16 protein-coding genes and 1 riboswitch are annotated in these 16,594 nt (G+C 62.1%); of the genes, 7 read left to right on the top strand and 9 right to left on the bottom strand.

All coding sequences use genetic code 11. The features are described 5' to 3' along the window. Positions 1 to 25: 25 nt before the first annotated feature. Positions 26 to 517, bottom strand: coding sequence for a hypothetical protein (locus LOY53_RS24540; RefSeq protein ID WP_252826055.1), 492 nt, complete (start codon positions 515 to 517; stop codon positions 26 to 28). Positions 518 to 726: 209 nt separating this feature from the next. On the opposite strand from LOY53_RS24540, the gene LOY53_RS24535 reads away from it, so the two are divergent. From LOY53_RS24535 to LOY53_RS24525, 3 genes are all read left to right on the top strand, one after another. Then, positions 727 to 2,604, top strand: a complete 1,878-nt coding sequence (locus LOY53_RS24535) for a flavin monoamine oxidase family protein (RefSeq protein ID WP_252826054.1) — start codon at positions 727 to 729, stop codon at positions 2,602 to 2,604. A gap of 223 nt (positions 2,605 to 2,827) precedes the next feature. Then, complete coding sequence (locus tag LOY53_RS24530; RefSeq protein ID WP_099430628.1) at positions 2,828 to 3,379, top strand: cytochrome b; 552 nt, start codon at positions 2,828 to 2,830, stop codon at positions 3,377 to 3,379. 31 nt (positions 3,380 to 3,410) lie between these two features. Then, complete coding sequence (locus tag LOY53_RS24525; protein WP_027592446.1) at positions 3,411 to 3,989, top strand: YceI family protein; 579 nt, start codon at positions 3,411 to 3,413, stop codon at positions 3,987 to 3,989. A 138-nt stretch (positions 3,990 to 4,127) separates the two neighbouring features. On the opposite strand, the gene LOY53_RS24520 is transcribed toward LOY53_RS24525, so the two are convergent. The 5 genes from LOY53_RS24520 to ahcY all read right to left on the bottom strand — a co-directional run bounded on the left by LOY53_RS24520 (position 4,128) and on the right by ahcY (position 10,633). Next, positions 4,128 to 6,011, bottom strand: coding sequence for a DEAD/DEAH box helicase (locus tag LOY53_RS24520; RefSeq protein WP_099455541.1), 1,884 nt, complete (start codon positions 6,009 to 6,011; stop codon positions 4,128 to 4,130). Between the two features lie 218 nt (positions 6,012 to 6,229). Next, positions 6,230 to 7,018: an ABC transporter substrate-binding protein gene (locus LOY53_RS24515; protein WP_252826053.1), complete on the bottom strand. Its 789-nt coding sequence runs from the start codon at positions 7,016 to 7,018 to the stop codon at positions 6,230 to 6,232. A gap of 52 nt (positions 7,019 to 7,070) precedes the next feature. After that, positions 7,071 to 8,147, bottom strand: coding sequence for a hypothetical protein (locus LOY53_RS24510; RefSeq protein WP_258703383.1), 1,077 nt, complete (start codon positions 8,145 to 8,147; stop codon positions 7,071 to 7,073). A gap of 93 nt (positions 8,148 to 8,240) precedes the next feature. Further along, the gene (gene metF, locus LOY53_RS24505; RefSeq protein WP_027592451.1) at positions 8,241 to 9,086 is read right to left on the bottom strand and encodes a methylenetetrahydrofolate reductase [NAD(P)H]; all 846 of its coding nucleotides are present in this window, start codon (positions 9,084 to 9,086) and stop codon (positions 8,241 to 8,243) included. A gap of 137 nt (positions 9,087 to 9,223) precedes the next feature. After that, positions 9,224 to 10,633: an adenosylhomocysteinase gene (gene ahcY / locus LOY53_RS24500; protein ID WP_099455538.1), complete on the bottom strand. Its 1,410-nt coding sequence runs from the start codon at positions 10,631 to 10,633 to the stop codon at positions 9,224 to 9,226. A 20-nt stretch (positions 10,634 to 10,653) separates the two neighbouring features. Further along, a riboswitch (S-adenosyl-L-homocysteine riboswitch) is annotated at positions 10,654 to 10,750 on the bottom strand. 179 nt (positions 10,751 to 10,929) lie between these two features. Here ahcY and LOY53_RS24495 point away from each other — a divergent pair. Beyond that, complete coding sequence (locus LOY53_RS24495) at positions 10,930 to 11,331, top strand: acyl-CoA thioesterase (RefSeq protein ID WP_027592453.1); 402 nt, start codon at positions 10,930 to 10,932, stop codon at positions 11,329 to 11,331. Positions 11,332 to 11,470: 139 nt separating this feature from the next. On the opposite strand, the gene LOY53_RS24490 is transcribed toward LOY53_RS24495, so the two are convergent. Then, positions 11,471 to 12,706, bottom strand: coding sequence for a sodium:proton antiporter (locus LOY53_RS24490; protein ID WP_027592454.1), 1,236 nt, complete (start codon positions 12,704 to 12,706; stop codon positions 11,471 to 11,473). Between the two features lie 264 nt (positions 12,707 to 12,970). Between LOY53_RS24490 and LOY53_RS24485 the strand changes: the two genes are divergently transcribed. Next, the gene (locus tag LOY53_RS24485; protein ID WP_099430625.1) at positions 12,971 to 13,804 is read left to right on the top strand and encodes an EamA family transporter; all 834 of its coding nucleotides are present in this window, start codon (positions 12,971 to 12,973) and stop codon (positions 13,802 to 13,804) included. Between the two features lie 28 nt (positions 13,805 to 13,832). After that, positions 13,833 to 14,219 carry an MAPEG family protein gene (locus tag LOY53_RS24480; protein WP_252826051.1) on the top strand — a complete coding sequence of 129 codons (387 nt, stop codon included), beginning with the start codon at positions 13,833 to 13,835 and terminating at the stop codon, positions 14,217 to 14,219. Positions 14,220 to 14,268: 49 nt separating this feature from the next. Here the strand turns inward: LOY53_RS24480 and LOY53_RS24475 are convergent, their stop codons facing one another. Next, positions 14,269 to 15,420 (bottom strand): murein transglycosylase A, encoded by a 1,152-nt coding sequence (locus LOY53_RS24475; RefSeq protein ID WP_252826049.1) that lies wholly within the window; start codon positions 15,418 to 15,420, stop codon positions 14,269 to 14,271. 119 nt (positions 15,421 to 15,539) lie between these two features. On the opposite strand from LOY53_RS24475, the gene LOY53_RS24470 reads away from it, so the two are divergent. Then, positions 15,540 to 15,986, top strand: a complete 447-nt coding sequence (locus LOY53_RS24470) for a cytochrome c (protein WP_258703382.1) — start codon at positions 15,540 to 15,542, stop codon at positions 15,984 to 15,986. A 122-nt stretch (positions 15,987 to 16,108) separates the two neighbouring features. On the opposite strand, the gene LOY53_RS24465 is transcribed toward LOY53_RS24470, so the two are convergent. After that, on the bottom strand, positions 16,109 to 16,501 hold the full coding sequence (locus LOY53_RS24465; RefSeq protein WP_027592459.1) for a DUF1090 domain-containing protein: 393 nt from the start codon (positions 16,499 to 16,501) through the stop codon (positions 16,109 to 16,111). Positions 16,502 to 16,594: the final 93 nt, after the last annotated feature.

Here is a 16,594-nt window from a genome sequence, read left to right as displayed (position 1 = left end):
TGGAGGGCACCACAACCGCTGGCGGTCAATGTCGTCGGGTACCGGTCCATTCGAGCTTGCGAATGTGCACCGTGCCGGCCTGCGAGGTGGAGATGGTCAGGCGCCGGAAGGGGCCGTCGATGACCTGGTGATAGGGCAGCGTGGAGATAGGGCCGGGCAGAAGGTCGGTGAAGCCGCTGCCCTCGATGGTGAGCCAGTAGAAGTTGCGGGGGGCTGGCGCGACCAGGTCGTAGTCATAGTTCTCGGTATCGAACAGCATGTGCAGGTCGTCACAGAGAAAGTCGCTGACTACGTAGTATTCCAGCCGTAAACACTCGACCTCCTGGGAGAAGGTGATCTCCACATCGCTGTGTTCGCCAATCACCAGTTCCGTGCCGTCTTCGCCCTTGAACGCTTCGTGAAAGCCTGTCCAAGACGTGCTGTTGGAGCGAATGCTAAGGCCAGATGCCGTGCACAGTGTCTGCTTGTGCCACAGAAACTGTCGTTCGACATGTATGAAGCGCTCCTCGAAGATCATGTGCAGGCCCTCCTGGCGGGCTCTTGGCCATTGTCGCCAGCATCGCCTGCATGCGTGTGACACGGCTACTGGCAAAAATGTCAGTTGCCAAAAGGACTTGATGTCGCCGTGCTGGCAGGGTTGGCAGAGCTGACGTATTCTTAACGCATCGCCTCGGGGCATTCCTGCCTCCCTATTTTTCTGTAACGTCTGACTCGGAGTTCGCCAACATGGCTGCTGCTTGGGTGCGCCTGTGCGCGTTGGTATTGATTGGTGTGTCCAGCGGTGCCGCGCTGGCAAAGGACAAAACACCTACGGCTATCGTGGTGGGTGGGGGCCTTGCGGGCCTCACTGCAGCCTATGAGCTGCAGAGCAAGGGCTGGCAGGTGACGCTGCTGGAGGCCAAGTCGGGCATGGGCGGTCGCTCGGGCCTGGCCACCAGTGAGTGGATCGGCAACGCCAAGGCACAGCCGGTGCTCAACCAGTACCTCGACCGTTTCAAACTTGAAACACTGCCAGCGCCCGAGTTCGTGCGTACGCCGGGCTATCTGATCGACGGTGAGTACTTCAGTGCGACGGACCTTGCCACCAAGCAGCCGGCTACTGCCGAGGCGCTCAAGCGCTATGAGAAAACCCTCGACGACCTGGCCCGTTCGATCGACGACCCGCTGAACCCCCAGGCGACCAGCACGCTGTTCGCCCTCGATCAGATCAACGTGTCTTCCTGGCTCGACAAGCTGCAACTGCCGGCCACCGCGCGTCAGCTGGTCAACCAGCAGATCCGTAGCCGTTACGATGAGCCGTCGCGCCTGTCGCTGTTGTATTTCGCTCAGCAGAACCGCGTTTACCGTGGTGTCAGCGACCGCGATCTGCGTGCCGCGCGCCTGCCCGGTGGCAGCCCGGTGTTGGCCCAGGCGTTTGTCAAACAGCTGAAGACCATCAAGACCAGCTCGCCGGTCACTGCCATCGTGCAGGACAAAGACGGCGTCACCGTCAAGGTTGGCAGCGTGGGCTACCAGGCCGATTACCTGGTCATGGCTGTGCCGCTGCGCGCCCTGGCCAAGATCCAGATGACCCCGGGCCTGGACAGCCAGCACCTGGCCGCGCTCAAGGGCACCAACTATGGCTGGCGCGACCAGCTGATGCTCAAGTTCAACAAGCCAGTGTGGGAAAGCCGGGCCCGTATGTCCGGCGAAATCTTCAGTAACGCAGGTTTGGGCATGCTGTGGATCGAGCCGGCGCTGAAGGGCGGGGCCAACGTGGTGATCAACCTGTCCGGCGACAACGCCCGCCTGCTGCAGGCATTTGGCGACAAGCAGATGGTCGACCAGGTGCTTATCCGCCTGCATGCGTTTTATCCACAGGCCCGCGGTTCGTTCACCGGCTACGAAGTCAAACGCTACAGCACTGACGCCGGCACCGGTGGCGCCTACCTGGCCTACGGCCCAGGGCAGATCAGCAAGTACTGGCGCCTGTGGGAGCGCCCGGTGCAGCGCATCAGCTTCGCCGGTGAGCACACTGACGCGCTCTACCCAGGCACCTTGGAAGGCGCCCTGCGCAGCGGCCAACGCGCGGCAGGCCAGGTGCAGGACCTGCTGGCCGGCAAGTCGTTCGACCCGGCCAAGGCCGTGCCTGTGGCGGCAGCCGCGGCAGGCGCCGCAGCGGCCAAAGACAAGGGCGGGTTCTTCTCCAACCTGTTCGGTGGTGCTTCCGACAAGGCTGAAAAGGGCGACAAGGTGGAAAAAGCCCCTGCCAAGGCCGAGCCGGTGAAAGAAGAGGCCAAGCAGGACAAGCCAGGTTTCTTCAAGCGCCTGTTGGGTGGGGCTGACAAGCCTGAGGTGAAAGCCCAGCCGATTGCCAAGGCCGACGAAGTGGCCCCGGCACCGGTCGCTCCAGTGCCGGTTGCGCCGGCGCCTGTGGCCAAGGAAGCCGCGGCCAAACCTGCTGCTGCCAAGCCTGCCGCGACCAAAGCCGCCCCTGCCAAGCATGCCCCGGCACACAAGCCGGCGGCAAAACAGGCGCACAAGCCTGTTGAAGCGAAAAAGGCCACGGTCAAATCAGAGCCCGCGAAGAAGCCAGTGGCCAATACCCAGGCCAAGGCGGGTTGATTGATCGACAGTGCCGGCCTCTTCCTCCTGTAGGAGCAGCCTTGTGCTGCGAAGAGGCCGGCACTGGCAACCCTGAACTCACCGACTATCGTTAATGTTTCCTTAATAGGAAGCTTTCACAATATCCATCGGATTTCTCGATAATCCGCAGCAATTTTTTCCGCTTTTATTCGATACGTTACGCGTTAGTCTGTGCACAGCTTTCACGGGGAAACACGCCAACATGCAACTGCGCAATTCACCTTCTCGCTACGGCGTGGTCAGCATCATCCTGCACTGGGGTGTCGCGCTGGCAGTCTTCGGCCTGTTTGGCCTGGGGCTGTGGATGGTCGGCCTGGATTACTACGACCCTTGGCGCAAGTCGGGCCCTGACCTGCACAAAAGCATCGGCCTGGTGCTGCTGGCAGTGATGCTGCTGCGCGTACTCTGGCGTTTCATCAGCCCGCCACCGCCGGCACCGGCCAACCACGGGGCACTCACCCGCGTGGCCGCTAAGCTGGGCCATCTGGCACTGTATGTTGGGCTGTTCGCGGTGATGATCGCCGGTTACTTGATCTCCACTGCCGACGGCGTCGGTATTCCGGTATTCGGCTTGTTCGAAGTACCGGCTCTGGTCAGCGACCTGCCCGATCAGGCGGACCTGGCTGGGGTGATTCATCTCTGGCTAGCCTGGGGCCTGGTGATTTTTGCCGTGCTGCATGGCCTGGCAGCACTGAAACACCACTTCATAGACCGTGACGCGACCCTGATCCGTATGCTGGGCCGCAAAGCTTGACTCTCAACCTCAATTGCAAGGAATAGAAAGGATGTTGAAAAAGACTTTTGCCGCTCTGGCGCTCGGTACTGCACTGTTCTCCGCTGGCCAGGCCATGGCCGCTGACTACAAGATCGACAAGGAAGGCCAGCACGCGTTCGTCGACTGGAAGATCAGCCACCTGGGCTACAGCTTCATTCACGGTACCTTCAAGGACTTCGACGGCAACTTCAGCTGGGACAGCGCCAAGCCTGAAGCGAGCAAGATCAACGTTGACCTGAAGACTGCCAGCCTGTGGTCGAACCATGCCGAGCGTGACAAGCACATCGCCAGCAAAGACTTCCTGGACGTGAAGAAGTACCCGGACGCCAAGTTCGTGTCGACCGCCGTCAAATCGACCGGTGAGAAGACTGCCGACGTGACCGGTGACTTGACCCTGCACGGCGTGACCAAGCCGGTCACCTTCAAGGCCACCTTCAACGGTGAAGGCAAGGACCCATGGGGCGGCGAACGTGCTGGCTTCAACGCCACCACCACGCTGAACCTGAACGACTTCGGCATCAAAGGCCCAGGCGCAACTTCGCAGACCCTGGACCTGGATATCAGCCTTGAAGGCGTGAAGCAGAAGTAATTGCGTTATAGCTGAAACCGCTGGGGCCGCTACGCAGCCCTTTCGCGACACAAGGCCGCTGCTACAGAGAAACGCATTCTTCTGTAGGAGCGGCCTTGTGTCGCGAAAGGGCCGCGCAGCGGCCCCAGTTTTTTACAATCAGCGATTGCGCGTCAGCAGCGCAGGTCGCTCGCCGCGTGGGCGGCTTGGCAGATCGTCCAGTTGCTCAGGCGTTGGGTAACGATCGAGCTTGGATTCCTTGCGGATGATCACTGGCTGGTTCTGCGGCTCACGCGAGCTGCGGACTGCAGGTTCCTGGCGCGCAGCATCATCGCGCGCCGGGCGACCGCGACCACCGCCGTTGTTGTCACGGCGTGCACCGCCGCCCGCGTTGTTGCGCGGTGGGCGTTTCTCGCCGCTGGCGCTGCGTGGCTGGCCACCTGTGCGAGGTTGGCCGCCGTTGTTGTTGCGTGGAGCCGCACCTTGGCCCTGGCTTTGACCTGCGCCAGTGCCACCGCCAGGACGGCGGTTACGCCCCTGGTTTTTACCCTGGTACGGGCTGACGTAGTCAGCGCGGTTGCCGAAGTTGTCGACTTCGTCATCCAGGAACTCGTCCGGGGCACGGTCGGCCGGTGCTTTCGGTGTGCTGTTCTGGCTGGCTTGCTGCTGGCGTGGCTTGTTGTCACGCGGCTTGCGCTGTTGCGGCTTGTCGCCCGCCTTTTCCTTCTCGGCAGGCTTCTCGGCAGCGTGCTGCCGGGTCTTGCCCTTGTCCTTGCCTTTGTCTTTGCGGCCGCCGTTGGCGTCTTTGCCGCCTTCGCCGCGTGGCTGGTTGCGACCGCCACGGCCGGTGTTTTGCGGGCGTTCGCGCACTTCCGGCTTCTCGGCCTCGACCTGGCTTGCGTCGAAGCCCATCAGGTCGCCGTCAGCAATCTTCTGCTTGGTGACCCGCTCGATGCTCTTGAGCAGCTTCTCTTCATCAGGCGCGACCAGGGAAATGGCCTCACCCGAACGGCCGGCACGGCCCGTACGGCCGATACGGTGGACGTAGTCCTCCTCGACATTGGGCAGCTCGAAGTTGACCACGTGGGGCAACTGGTCGATGTCCAGGCCGCGGGCGGCGATGTCGGTGGCAACCAGTACCCGTACGGCGTTGGCCTTGAAGTCGGCCAGGGCTTTGGTGCGGGCGTTCTGGCTCTTGTTGCCGTGGATCGCGGCGGCGGTCAGGCCGTGCTTTTCCAGGTACTCGGCCAGGCGGTTGGCGCCATGCTTGGTACGGGTGAAGACCAGCACCTGTTCCCAGGCACCCTGGGTGATCAGGTGTGCCAGCAGCGCACGCTTGTGGCTGGCGGGCAGGCGGTAGATGCGCTGCTCGATGCGCTCGACCGTGGTGTTCGGTGGGGTGACCTCGATACGCTCCGGGTTATGCAGGAGCTTGTCGGCCAGGTCGGTGATGTCCTTGGAGAAGGTGGCCGAGAACAGCAGGTTCTGGCGTTTGGCCGGCAGGCGGGCAAGGACCTTCTTCACGTCATGGATGAAGCCCATGTCGAGCATGCGGTCGGCTTCGTCGAGGACCAGAATTTCGACGTGGGCCAGGTCGACCTTGCCTTGGCCAGCCAGGTCAAGCAGGCGGCCAGGGCACGCGACCAGTACATCGACACCTTTGGCGATGGCCTGGATTTGTGGGTTCATGCCGACACCGCCGAAGATACAGGCGCTGACCAGCGGCAGATCACGGGCATAGACCTTGAAGCTGTCATGCACCTGGGCGGCCAGTTCGCGGGTCGGAGTCAGGACCAGTACGCGAGGCTGGCGCGGGCCATGGCGCTGCGACTTGTCAGGGTGGCCACCCGGGAACAGGCGCTCGAGGATCGGCAAGGCGAAACCGCCGGTTTTACCAGTACCTGTCTGGGCGGCGACCATCAGATCACGGCCTTGCAACACGGCGGGAACAGCCCGCTGTTGCACCGGAGTCGGCTGGGTATAGCCCGCAGCCTCGATAGCGCGGACAAGAGCCTCGGAGAGACCGAGGGAAGCAAAGGACATGGGCAATCCTGTTCTCGTGTGGGCTGGGCCCGTTGGGATGTTCTGCCTGGCGCGACGGGCATCGGTGAGATGCGATCGCGTCCGGTCCAGCTTGGCTTTCACTGCACATCCAGGAAGCGGAGGGCTGACGCGATGGTGCGTCGTTGCCGATCGGGATGCCTGTTGCTAGGCCGAGCGTCCGGGCGTAAGCCTGGCGGGAAGGCCCGAGTATAACAGAGCTATCGCGACGTGCTGCTTTCCTGCTGCTCAACGGCGTTGAGAATGTTTCCGATGTCGCCTATGTAGCGGTGGCTGATGGCGGCGTAAGCGGGTTCCTGCTTGAAGCGTTGCAACTCTTCGGAGAACGCCTGGGCCAGTGCTTCTCGCCCGGGTTTGCGGGTCAACCCCAGGTATTGCGTCTGTCGGCTGACCATCCAGGGCAGCTCTTCGATGCGTTGTTCAAGGCCCAGCTGGCGCATCAGGTAGCGCCCGACCCTGCGGTCGGTAATCAGCAAATCGATCCGCCCCAGCAGCAGTTTGCCGAAGTTGGCTTCATGGGTAGGGGCTGCTTCGCGGCGAAAACGCGGCGAATCGTTGAATGCGGCGCCGTAGGTGTAGCCGGGCGATGTGCCGACGGTCAGCCCCGCAAGGTCGTCCAGCCCATTGACGGCATGGCGGCGGGGGCGGGCCTGAAACAGCACGAACTCGACATCCGACATGGGCTCCGCTGGGTAGACCAGATAGGGCTTGCGCGTGTCGAACTGAAAGATATCCACAATACCGTCGGCCAGCCCTTGCTCGATCATCGCCAGGCAGCGCTTCCAGGGCAGGAACTGCCATTCCACTTCTACCCCCAGGCGCCTGAATACCTGGGTGGTCACTTCGTAGTCGATGCCCCGGGGTTGGCCGTCTTGCTGGTACACATACGGTGCCCAGTCGTCGGACACCAGGCGCAGGCGTTCGGCCAGAGCCAACGGGCTCAGGCAGGCGAGCAGCAGGATCCAGAACAGGCGGGTGGTGGCGAACATGGGCCGCAGATTACGCGCTCGGCCTGCTCAAGGCCAGTGAAGCGGCGGCTGTTCAGGCCTGCGCCGACCTGAGCAGGTGCGCTTCGATAGCCTTGCGCTGTTCCCCGAGCGACAGGCGCAGGCCAGGGTGACGCAGGCACTGGCGCAGCTGTTCAGGCTGGATGCAGCCGTTGCGCGCATTGAAGTTCTCCAGAGCTTTGTCCCACCAAGCCGATGCACAGGCCCGGTCGAACTCGTTGGGGTAGGGGTAGCTGCCATACAGCAATTCGCGGGCAAATTGCCGCTCATGGCTGGGCAGGGTCAGGCTCAACGCCTTGTAGCCCAGCCGGTGCAGGGTCGGCGGCCGCGGCAGTTGATCGTTGACCCGCGCAACATCGGCCAACGCGGCTTCACACAGCGGCGCATCGCCGTGTTTGCGCAGCCAGGCCTGGATCTTGGCGCGGAACTGGGCCTTGCGGCTCCAGTAGTGGTGGATGACGTCGGTGCACTCGGCCAGCTGCAGTTTGCGGTAGGCCGCCACGGCCAGGCAGAACTCTTCGAGGGTGTAGGCCTCGCGGGCCAGTGGGTAGAATTCGTCCATCATGGCGATGGAGTGGTCCAGTGCCTGCGCGTCTTCGGCGGTGAGCCCGATCACGCCCGAGTTGATCAAGGGCATCTGGCAATCGGCCAGGCCCTGGGCCTGGAGGACGGACAGCAGGTTCTTGTACAACAGGCATTTCTGGTTGGCGCCGTAGCGCCCGCCGATGGCGTTGCACAGCAGATGGCCAGGCGCGACGCGCTGGAACAGCCGCATCGGTGACTGACGGAAGAACGTGTCGGTATCGATCAGCACCGCCATTGCATGCTGCGTCAGCACTTGACGCAGCAGCACGTGCTTGCTGCGAAAGTGATAACCATGCGGGGCATTCCACGCCTCGCGCGTGGCGTCGTCGAGCAGGTGCAGCGTGACCGGCAGCTTGGCATAGGGCGCCGGGTTGTCGGTGTAGACCTGAATATCCAGCGCCTCGCCTGCCGACACGTCCAGGTGGGCAAGGGCACTGACGATGCTGAAGCAGGCTTCCTGATGGTAGGTGGCCGGGCCGAAAGCCAGGTAGACGAGCTGAGGGCGCGATGGCTGGGGATGCTGCATGTCAGGCAAGACCTGTTTAACCCGAAAATAAATAAGGCCTTAGTCTATGACCAAAGCCTTAATCATTTCTTAAACAGATAATGCCAAAAAGTTTCAGCGAGGCAGCTTCAGGTTATTCCAGATCGCCAGGCTCGCTTCGGCCTGGTTCAAGGTATAGAAGTGCAGGCCCGGTGCGCCGCCTTGCAGCAGTTGTTCACACATGCGGGTGATCACTTCTTCGCCGAAAGCCTGGATGCTGGCGGTGTCGTCGCCATAGGCTTCCAGCTGCTTGCGGATCCAGCGCGGGATCTCGGCGCCGCAGGCGTCGGAGAACCGGGCCAGCTTGCTGTAGTTGGTAATTGGCATGATGCCGGGTACCACTGGGATATCGACGCCCAGTTTCTGCGCACGCTCGACAAAGTAGAAATAGCTGTCGGCGTTGAAGAAGTACTGGGTGATGGCGCTGTCGGCACCGGCCTTGACCTTGTGCACGAAGTTGGCCAGGTCGATCTCGAAGTTGCGGGCCTGGGGGTGCATCTCGGGGTAGGCCGCCACTTCCAGGTGGAAGTGATCACCGGTTTCCTGGCGGATGAATTCGACCAGGTCGCTGGCATAGCGCAGCTCGCCGCTGGCCATGCCCATGCCGGAAGGCAGGTCGCCGCGCAGGGCGACGATGCGCTTGATGCCTGCGGCCTTGTACTCGGCAAGCAGGGCGCGCAGCTCTTCTTTGGTGTCGCCGACACACGACAGGTGCGGTGCGGCAGGCACTTTCACTTCGCTCTCCAGCTGCAGCACGGTGTTCAGTGTGCGGTCGCGGGTAGAGCCGCCGGCACCGTAGGTGCAGGAGAAGAAATCGGGGTTGTAGGTGGCCAGCTGGCGGGCAACGCCCATCAGCTTTTCGTGACCGGCATCGGTCTTGGTCGGGAAGAATTCGAAACTGTAGCGGCGTTCTTGTGACATCTCTGTTTCCTCAGCTGCAAGCCATGAGCCGCACGCTGCAAGTAAAAGCCAGGGCGGTGGGGGCCGGCCTGGCTTGGGCATCGATCAAGATTAAACGACTACAAGCGCCCGCCGGCATGCCGCCGGGCGCTTGCCGCTTAGTAGCGGTACGCGTGTGGCTTGAACGGGCCTTCGACAGTCACGCCGATGTAGTCGGCTTGCTGCTGGGTCAGCTGGGTGACCACGCCGCCGAAGCCGCGGACCATTTCCAGGGCCACTTCTTCGTCGAGCTTCTTGGGCAGCACTTCTACGGTCAGGCGTTCGGCTTTCTTCTCGGCCGACAGGTCGGCGTACTTCTGCTCGAACAGGAAGATCTGTGCCAGCACCTGGTTGGCGAACGAACCGTCCATGATGCGGCTTGGGTGACCGGTGGCGTTGCCCAGGTTCACCAGACGGCCTTCGGCCAGCAGGATCAGGTAGTCGTCGTTTTGCGGGTCGAAGCTGCCAGCGCCGGTGCGGTGGATCTTGTGCACCTGCGGCTTGACCTCTTCCCAGGCCCAGTTCTTGCGCATGAAGGCGGTGTCGATCTCGTTGTCGAAGTGGCCGATGTTGCAGACCACGGCACGCTTCTTCAGGGCCTTGAGCATGTTGGCGTCGCAGACGTTGACGTTACCGGTGGTGGTGACGATCAGGTCGATCTTGCCCAGCAGGGCTTTGTCGATGCTGGCTTCGGTGCCATCGTTGATACCGTCGATGAACGGCGAGACCAGCTCGAAGCCGTCCATGCAGGCCTGCATGGCGCAGATCGGGTCAACTTCGGTGACCTTGACGATCATGCCTTCCTGGCGCAGGGACTGGGCCGAACCCTTGCCCACGTCACCGTAGCCGATCACCAGGGCTTGCTTGCCCGACAGCAGGTGGTCGGTGCCACGCTTGATGGCGTCGTTCAGGCTGTGACGGCAGCCGTACTTGTTGTCGTTCTTGCTCTTGGTGACCGAGTCGTTGACGTTGATCGCCGGGACTTTCAGTTCGCCCTTGGCCAGCATGTCCAGCAGGCGGTGCACGCCGGTGGTGGTCTCTTCGGTGACACCGTGGACGCGGTCCAGAACGGCTGGGTACTTCTTGTGCAGCAGTTCGGTCAGGTCGCCGCCGTCGTCGAGGATCATGTTGGCGTCCCATGGCTGGCCATCCTTGAGGATGGTCTGCTCCAGGCACCACTCGTACTCTTCCTCGGTTTCGCCTTTCCAGGCGAACACCGGGATACCGGCGGCAGCGATGGAGGCAGCGGCCTGGTCTTGGGTGGAGAAGATGTTGCAGGACGACCAGCGCACTTCGGCACCCAGGGCAACCAGGGTTTCGATCAGCACGGCAGTCTGAATGGTCATGTGGATGCAGCCCAGAATCTTCGCACCCTTGAGCGGTTGCTCGGCGAGGTACTTGCGACGCAGGCCCATCAGTGCAGGCATTTCCGATTCGGCGATGATGGTTTCGCGACGGCCCCAGGCAGCCAGGGAGATGTCAGCGACTTTGAAATCGGTAAAACCAGCAGGCGTGTTTACAGCGCTCATGAGAGCCTCCATTCGTAGTGTGCGAATGGGCGCCGTTGTGCGTTGAGCGTCCGCAGGAGCGGACAACGCCCCATCCGAGCCTGACAGGCCTAGCCTGCTGCAGCGCCCCTCGGACAGGTGGCGGGCATGGCCGCCGCTGCGGGTGGCCAAGTGAAGCGGCAGGATTATAGCCGCGACAGGGACCTTCGCCCAAGGTTTTCTGTCGATTAATCGAGACGATAGTCGATGTTCAATGGAGCGGCGGCGGCCGCTCTGCCATCATGAATGCACGTTAGCCAAGCAGGTTAGGAGTACCGATGAACTTTCACACCCGCAAATGGGTAAAACCCGAAGACCTCAACCCCAATGGCACCCTGTTCGGTGGCAGCCTGTTGCGCTGGATCGATGAAGAAGCGGCGATTTACGCCATCGTCCAGCTGGGCAACCAGCGTGTGGTGACCAAGTACATGTCGGAGATCAACTTCGTCAGTGCCTCACGCCAGGGCGACATCATCGAACTGGGCATCACCGCCACTGAATTCGGCCGCACCTCGATTACCCTCAAGTGCGAAGTGCGCAACAAGATCACCCGCAAGAGCATCCTGACCGTCGACAAGATGGTGTTCGTCAACCTCGGCGAAGATGGTATGCCCGCGGCTCACGGGCGCACCGAGATCAAATACGTCCAGGACCAGTTCCCGGACAGCGCCGTGGAGTAGATTGCTGGGGGCTGCGCAGCAGCCCCATCGCCGGCAAGCCGGCTCCCACAGGTTAGGCGCATTGCAGCCACAAGGCCTTCGCAAAGCCCTGTGGGAGTCGGCTTGCCGGCGAAAGGGCCGCAAAGCGGCCCCCTTGTTTTCAGGGTTGGGCGCTAACCTTGCGCACCACCCGCCCGATGCTCAGCCCCTGCACCAGGATCGACGACAGCACCACGATGTAGGTGATCGACAGCAGCAGGTCACGTTCCTCACCCAGCGGCAGCGACAGTGCCAGCGCTACCGACACACCGCCACGCAGGCCGCCCCAGGTCAGTACCCGCACGGTGCCTTTCGGCACACTCCGCCAGCGGCGCAGCAGCAAGATTGCCGGGGCCACGGTAAGCAGCCGCGACAACAGGACCGCCAGTGCCAGCACACCGCCGGCTGCCAGGTGCATCCAGTTGAACGGCAGCAGCAGAAGCTCAAGGCCGATCAGCGCGAACAGCAGGGCGTTGAGCATGTCATCGATCAACTCCCAGAAACCGTCCATGTAGCGACGGGTCATGTCGTTCATCGCCAGGTTGCGCCCCATGTTGCCGATGATCAGGCCGGCGACCACCATGGCGATCGGAGCAGAAACGTGCAGTTCGTAGCACATTGCCGAGCCACCGATGACCAGCGCCAGGGTCAGCATGACCTCGACCTGATACTGCTCGACGCTCTTGATCATGCGGTAGGTGGCGTAGCCGATCACGCCGCCGAACACCACGCCGCCAATGGCCTCGCGGGCGAACAGCACCGCCGTGTCATAGGCACTGGGGGTTTCGCCGAGCTGAATGATGCCCAGCAGCACGGTGAACACCACGACCGCGGTGCCGTCGTTGAACAGCGATTCGCCGACGATGGTGGTTTTCAGCGGCTTGGAGGCATTGGCGGTCCGCAATGCGCCGAGCACGGCAATCGGGTCCGTGGGCGAAATCAGCGCGCCGAACAGCAGGCAGTAGATCAGCGGAACCTGCCAGCCGAACATCGCGAACACCCAGTGCGACAGGTAGCCGATCACCACGGTGGCGATCAGTACGCCGATGGTCGCCAGCAGGCCGATCGGCCAGCGATAGCTGCGCAGGTCCGAGAGGTTGACGTGCAAGGCGCCGGCGAACAGCAGGAATGCCAGCATCCAGTGCATCAGCAAATCGTTGAAGTCGATCTGGTTCATCAGGCCTTCGACGCGCTCTTCGAGGCCAGGGAAGCCAATCAGGCTAAGCCCTTGCAGCATCAACGAGAACAGCAATGCCGTGACCATCACGCCAATGGCGGGTGGCAGGCCGATGAAGCGGTAGTTGACGTAGGTGAGAAGGGTGGTGAGACAGATAAACGCGGCAACTAATTCAAGCATCCCAAATCCTGTAACAGTGGCTTCCAAGTCGTACCCGAATGACTCGGGCAGTTCTTTGATGACCTGGCGAGGGCTTCGGGGCACACCTTTGACCGGAATTGTTGGAATCGTTCATGTGTGGGGCTTGAGTTGTGCGATGGTTTTGAGATCGAGCGCCGCCCGCGCGGCGCTCGATCTCGTAAGCGCTGAAAATCTTCCGACATACGCACACCAGACTGAAGGCGATATATTCATGCCTCAATAACGTCACAAGGACCTGAAGGCGTGTTGGCAACTTCCTTGGTACTGGTCGCCGCCCTCCTGCATGCGACTTGGAACACCCTGATCAAATTCAGCGGCGAGCGCTTGTTGGTGATTGCCAGCATGGACACGGTCGCGCTGGCTTTCGCCGTGCTGGCCGTGGCCTTTGTCGAGGTGCCTCCTGCCGAAATCTGGCCCTGGTTGATCGCCTCGGCGCTGGCCGAGCAGTTGTACCGTTATCTGCTGATCCAGGCCTATCGGGTGGGTGACCTGGGGCTGGTCTATCCTCTGATGCGCGGGCTGTCGCCGCTGGTGGTGCTGGGCTTGACCCTGGCCTTCGCCGGGGAATCGCTGAGCCAGCAGCAGATCATCGGCATCCTGCTCATTCCGTGTGGCATGGCGTGCCTGCTGTGGCAGGGGGGCGGTGGCGATCGGCTGCCTTGGTCGATGTTGCCCGTGGTGGCGCTGATTGGCCTGTGCATTGGTTGCTACACCTGGTTCGACGGCCAGGCGGTGCGGCTGTGGGGCAAGCCTTGGGACTACCTGGTATGGCTGACCTTGCTCAGTGCCTGGCCTTTCCCGCTGCTGGCCAGTGTGGCGCGCCGGGCACCGTTCGTACTGTTCTGGCGAACCCAATGGCGGCTGGGGTTGGCCGTGGGGCTTTGCGTGCTGTTCAGTTACGCCCTGGTGCTGTGGGCCATGCACCTGGGGTCGGTGGCCGAGGCGGCGGCGCTGCGGGAATTGAGTGTGATCCTGGTGGTGCTGTTGGGTATGCGCTACCTCAAAGAACCTTTTGGCGGGCCAAGACTCCTAGCTTGCGGGCTGGTGCTGGCAGGCATGCTGGTAATGAAGCTCTAACCTTTCGATTGAACAAGGAGTGCTGTCCATGACCGTTGCCCTGTGGTGCATCCTGATTGCCCTGGTATTGCCGCCGCTTTGTGCATTGATCGCCAAAGTGAGCAGTGGCCGCTTCGGCCTCAAGGACAATCACGATCCGCGTGCCTTCCTGGACACGCTATCGGGCCTGCCACGCCGAGCCCATGCGGCGCAGCAGAATAGCTACGAAGCGTTTCCGGCGTTTGCGGCGGCCGTGCTGGTGGCCGATATCGTCGGTAATGCCGAGCAAGTGACGCAGGACGTGCTGGGCGTGATGTACATCACCAGCCGGTTGCTCTACATCATCTGCTACCTGGCGGACTGGGCGGCATTGCGGTCAGTGGTGTGGTTTGCCGGGTTGGCGTTGATCGTGGCGTTTTTCGGGGTTTCCGTCTGAAACCGAGTTGGCTTCTTCGCGGGCTTGCCCGCGAAGCGCCCAGCCCCGATCAAGGCACTTTCGGTACTTCAGGCAGCGGTTTGCCTTTAGGCCACAGCATCCAGATCTGCCCTTGCTGCTTCATGTTCCCGGCCAGCTCACCTGCTTCTGGCCCAGTCCCCCAGAACAGGTCTGCACGTACCTCACCGGCAATGGCCCCCCCGGTATCCTGAGCCCCTACCGGCCGCACAACAGGGGTACCATCCGGGCGCGTAGTGGATAGCCAGAGCAGGCTGCCCAACGGAATCACCTTGCGGTCGATCGCCACGCTGTAGCCGGCCGTCAGTGGCACGTTGAGCGAGCCACGCGGGCCTTCGTTACTGTCGGGGCGGGTGCTGAAAAACACGTAGCTGGGGTTGCTCGCCAGCAGCTCTGGCACCCGCTGCGGGTTGGCCTGGGCCCAGGCATGAATACTGCCCATGCTCACGTCTTCCTTCTTCAACTGGCCCTGTTCCACCAGCCAGCGCCCGATCGGCCGGTAGGGGTGGCCATTTTGGTCGGCGTAGCCCAGGCGCAACTGGCGGCCATCTTCCAGTTGTACCCGGCCCGAACCCTGGATCTGCAGGAACTGCAAGTCCATCGGATCGGTCAGCCAGGCCAGCACTGGGGCTTTTACGCCCTCACGGTTGATGACTTCGGCCGTGTCGTAAGGCTTGAGCACGCGGCCATCGAGGCGCCCGCGCAGGCGCTTGCCCTTGAGCTCTGGGTACACGCTGGCGAGGTCGACCACGATCATGTCGTCGGGCACGCCGTACACCGCTACGTGGTTGGTTTCGGTCGGTTTCAGGCTGCCGGGGTAGACCGGCTCGTAGTAGCCGGTGATCAGGCCGTTGGCGTTGTTCTCGGCCGAGCGCAGGCCATAGACCTGAAGGTTTTGCTGCAGGAAGGCGCGTATTTGCAGGGCATCGTCTGGCACGCTGGCAGCGGCCTCGCAGGTGGCGGCCCAGACGGCGTCGCGCTTGAGTTTTTCACAGCCATTGCGCCACGCGTGGAAGCCGGCAACCAGGTCGGTGTCGCTGACGCTGGGCAAGTCCTGCCAGGTGGCACTGGCATAGGTGGCAATGGCATGGGGCTCAGGTTTGGCGTTCTCGCCGCCGTTGCAGCCGGCCAGCAGGGCCAGCGCGGGGAGTGTCCAGGCCAGGTGGCGCAGGGCAGATTTCATAGGGGGATTCCTGTCATGGGCGAACATGAAGATTCGCCCCTGTTTTTTATGTGGCTATTGGTCTTTGGCCCTTGGCCAGCGATACTGGCCGCCCATTCTCGTAGGCCGTAGTGACCGTGATGTTCAAGCGATTGACCGTTGTTCTGCTCGCAGCCCTTGCCCTGAGTGCCTGTGACCGTGTGGACCCGAACTCGCCGCTGGGCAAGCGCAAGGTCATCTTCAAGGACATGCTCAAGACCAGCGAGGACCTGGGGGGCATGTTGCGCGGCCGTTTGCCGTTCGACGGGGTGAAGTTCTCCGAAGGGGCTGTGAAGCTCGACAGCCTGTCGCACCAGCCGTGGCAGCACTTCCCCCAAGCGCGAGATGGCGGTGAAAGCAGCGCGCGAGCGGAGGTGTGGGAGCGTCAAGCGCGTTTCCATGAACTTGCCCGGCAACTGGAGGGCGTGACCGGTGAATTGGTCGATGCTACCCGGGGCCAGCCGCTGGAGGCGGCGCAGTTGAAGGGGCCGATGGACAGGGTCGAGGCTGCGTGCAAGGCTTGCCATACCGAATTCCGCAATCATTGATCGCCTGTGAGGGCCTTATCGCCGGCAAGCCGGCTCCCACAGGAAACACACAGCCCTTGAGAGCAGTGGAGTACCTGTGGGAGCCGGCTTGCCGGCGATAAGGCGCTCACGGACGCAGCACCTCAGCGGTCGAGTTCGTCGACCGCTTCCTGCAGTTCTTTGCGCGACTCGGCGAGTTTGTCTTTACGCTTGTTTATCTTTTCAGCATCGCCTTTCTTTTCGGCTTTCTTCAGGTCTTTTTCGCGCTGCGCGACTTCATGGCGCGCATCGAGCACCTTTTGTTCACGCTCTTTGCGCAGGCTAGTTTCTGTACAGTTTTTTGCACCTTCCAGTGCCTGCTCGAGCCCCGCGACCTGGTCACTGTTGCCGTGTTCGCGGGCAATCTTCAGTTGGTTCTCGATGGCGCTGCGTTTGGCCGCGCAGCCCGTCAGGCCGGCGTCCGGCTCGGCAGCCTGCACGGCGCCAGCAGCCAGACCCAGTGTTGCGAGCAAGAAAAGAGTCGAAATACGTTTCATGAAAAGCCTCCTGAACGGGGCGGGGCAGAAAAGTTGGGAGAAATCCTGCCTTGGTTTTTCCTATTTAGAAACCCTTGTTGGTTTTTTCTGGCT

Origin of the sequence: Pseudomonas sp. B21-031 (genome assembly GCF_024748985.1) — a bacterium.
GTDB lineage: Bacteria > Pseudomonadota > Gammaproteobacteria > Pseudomonadales > Pseudomonadaceae > Aquipseudomonas > Aquipseudomonas kermanshahensis.
This window is presented reverse-complemented; position numbering and strand designations above follow the sequence as displayed.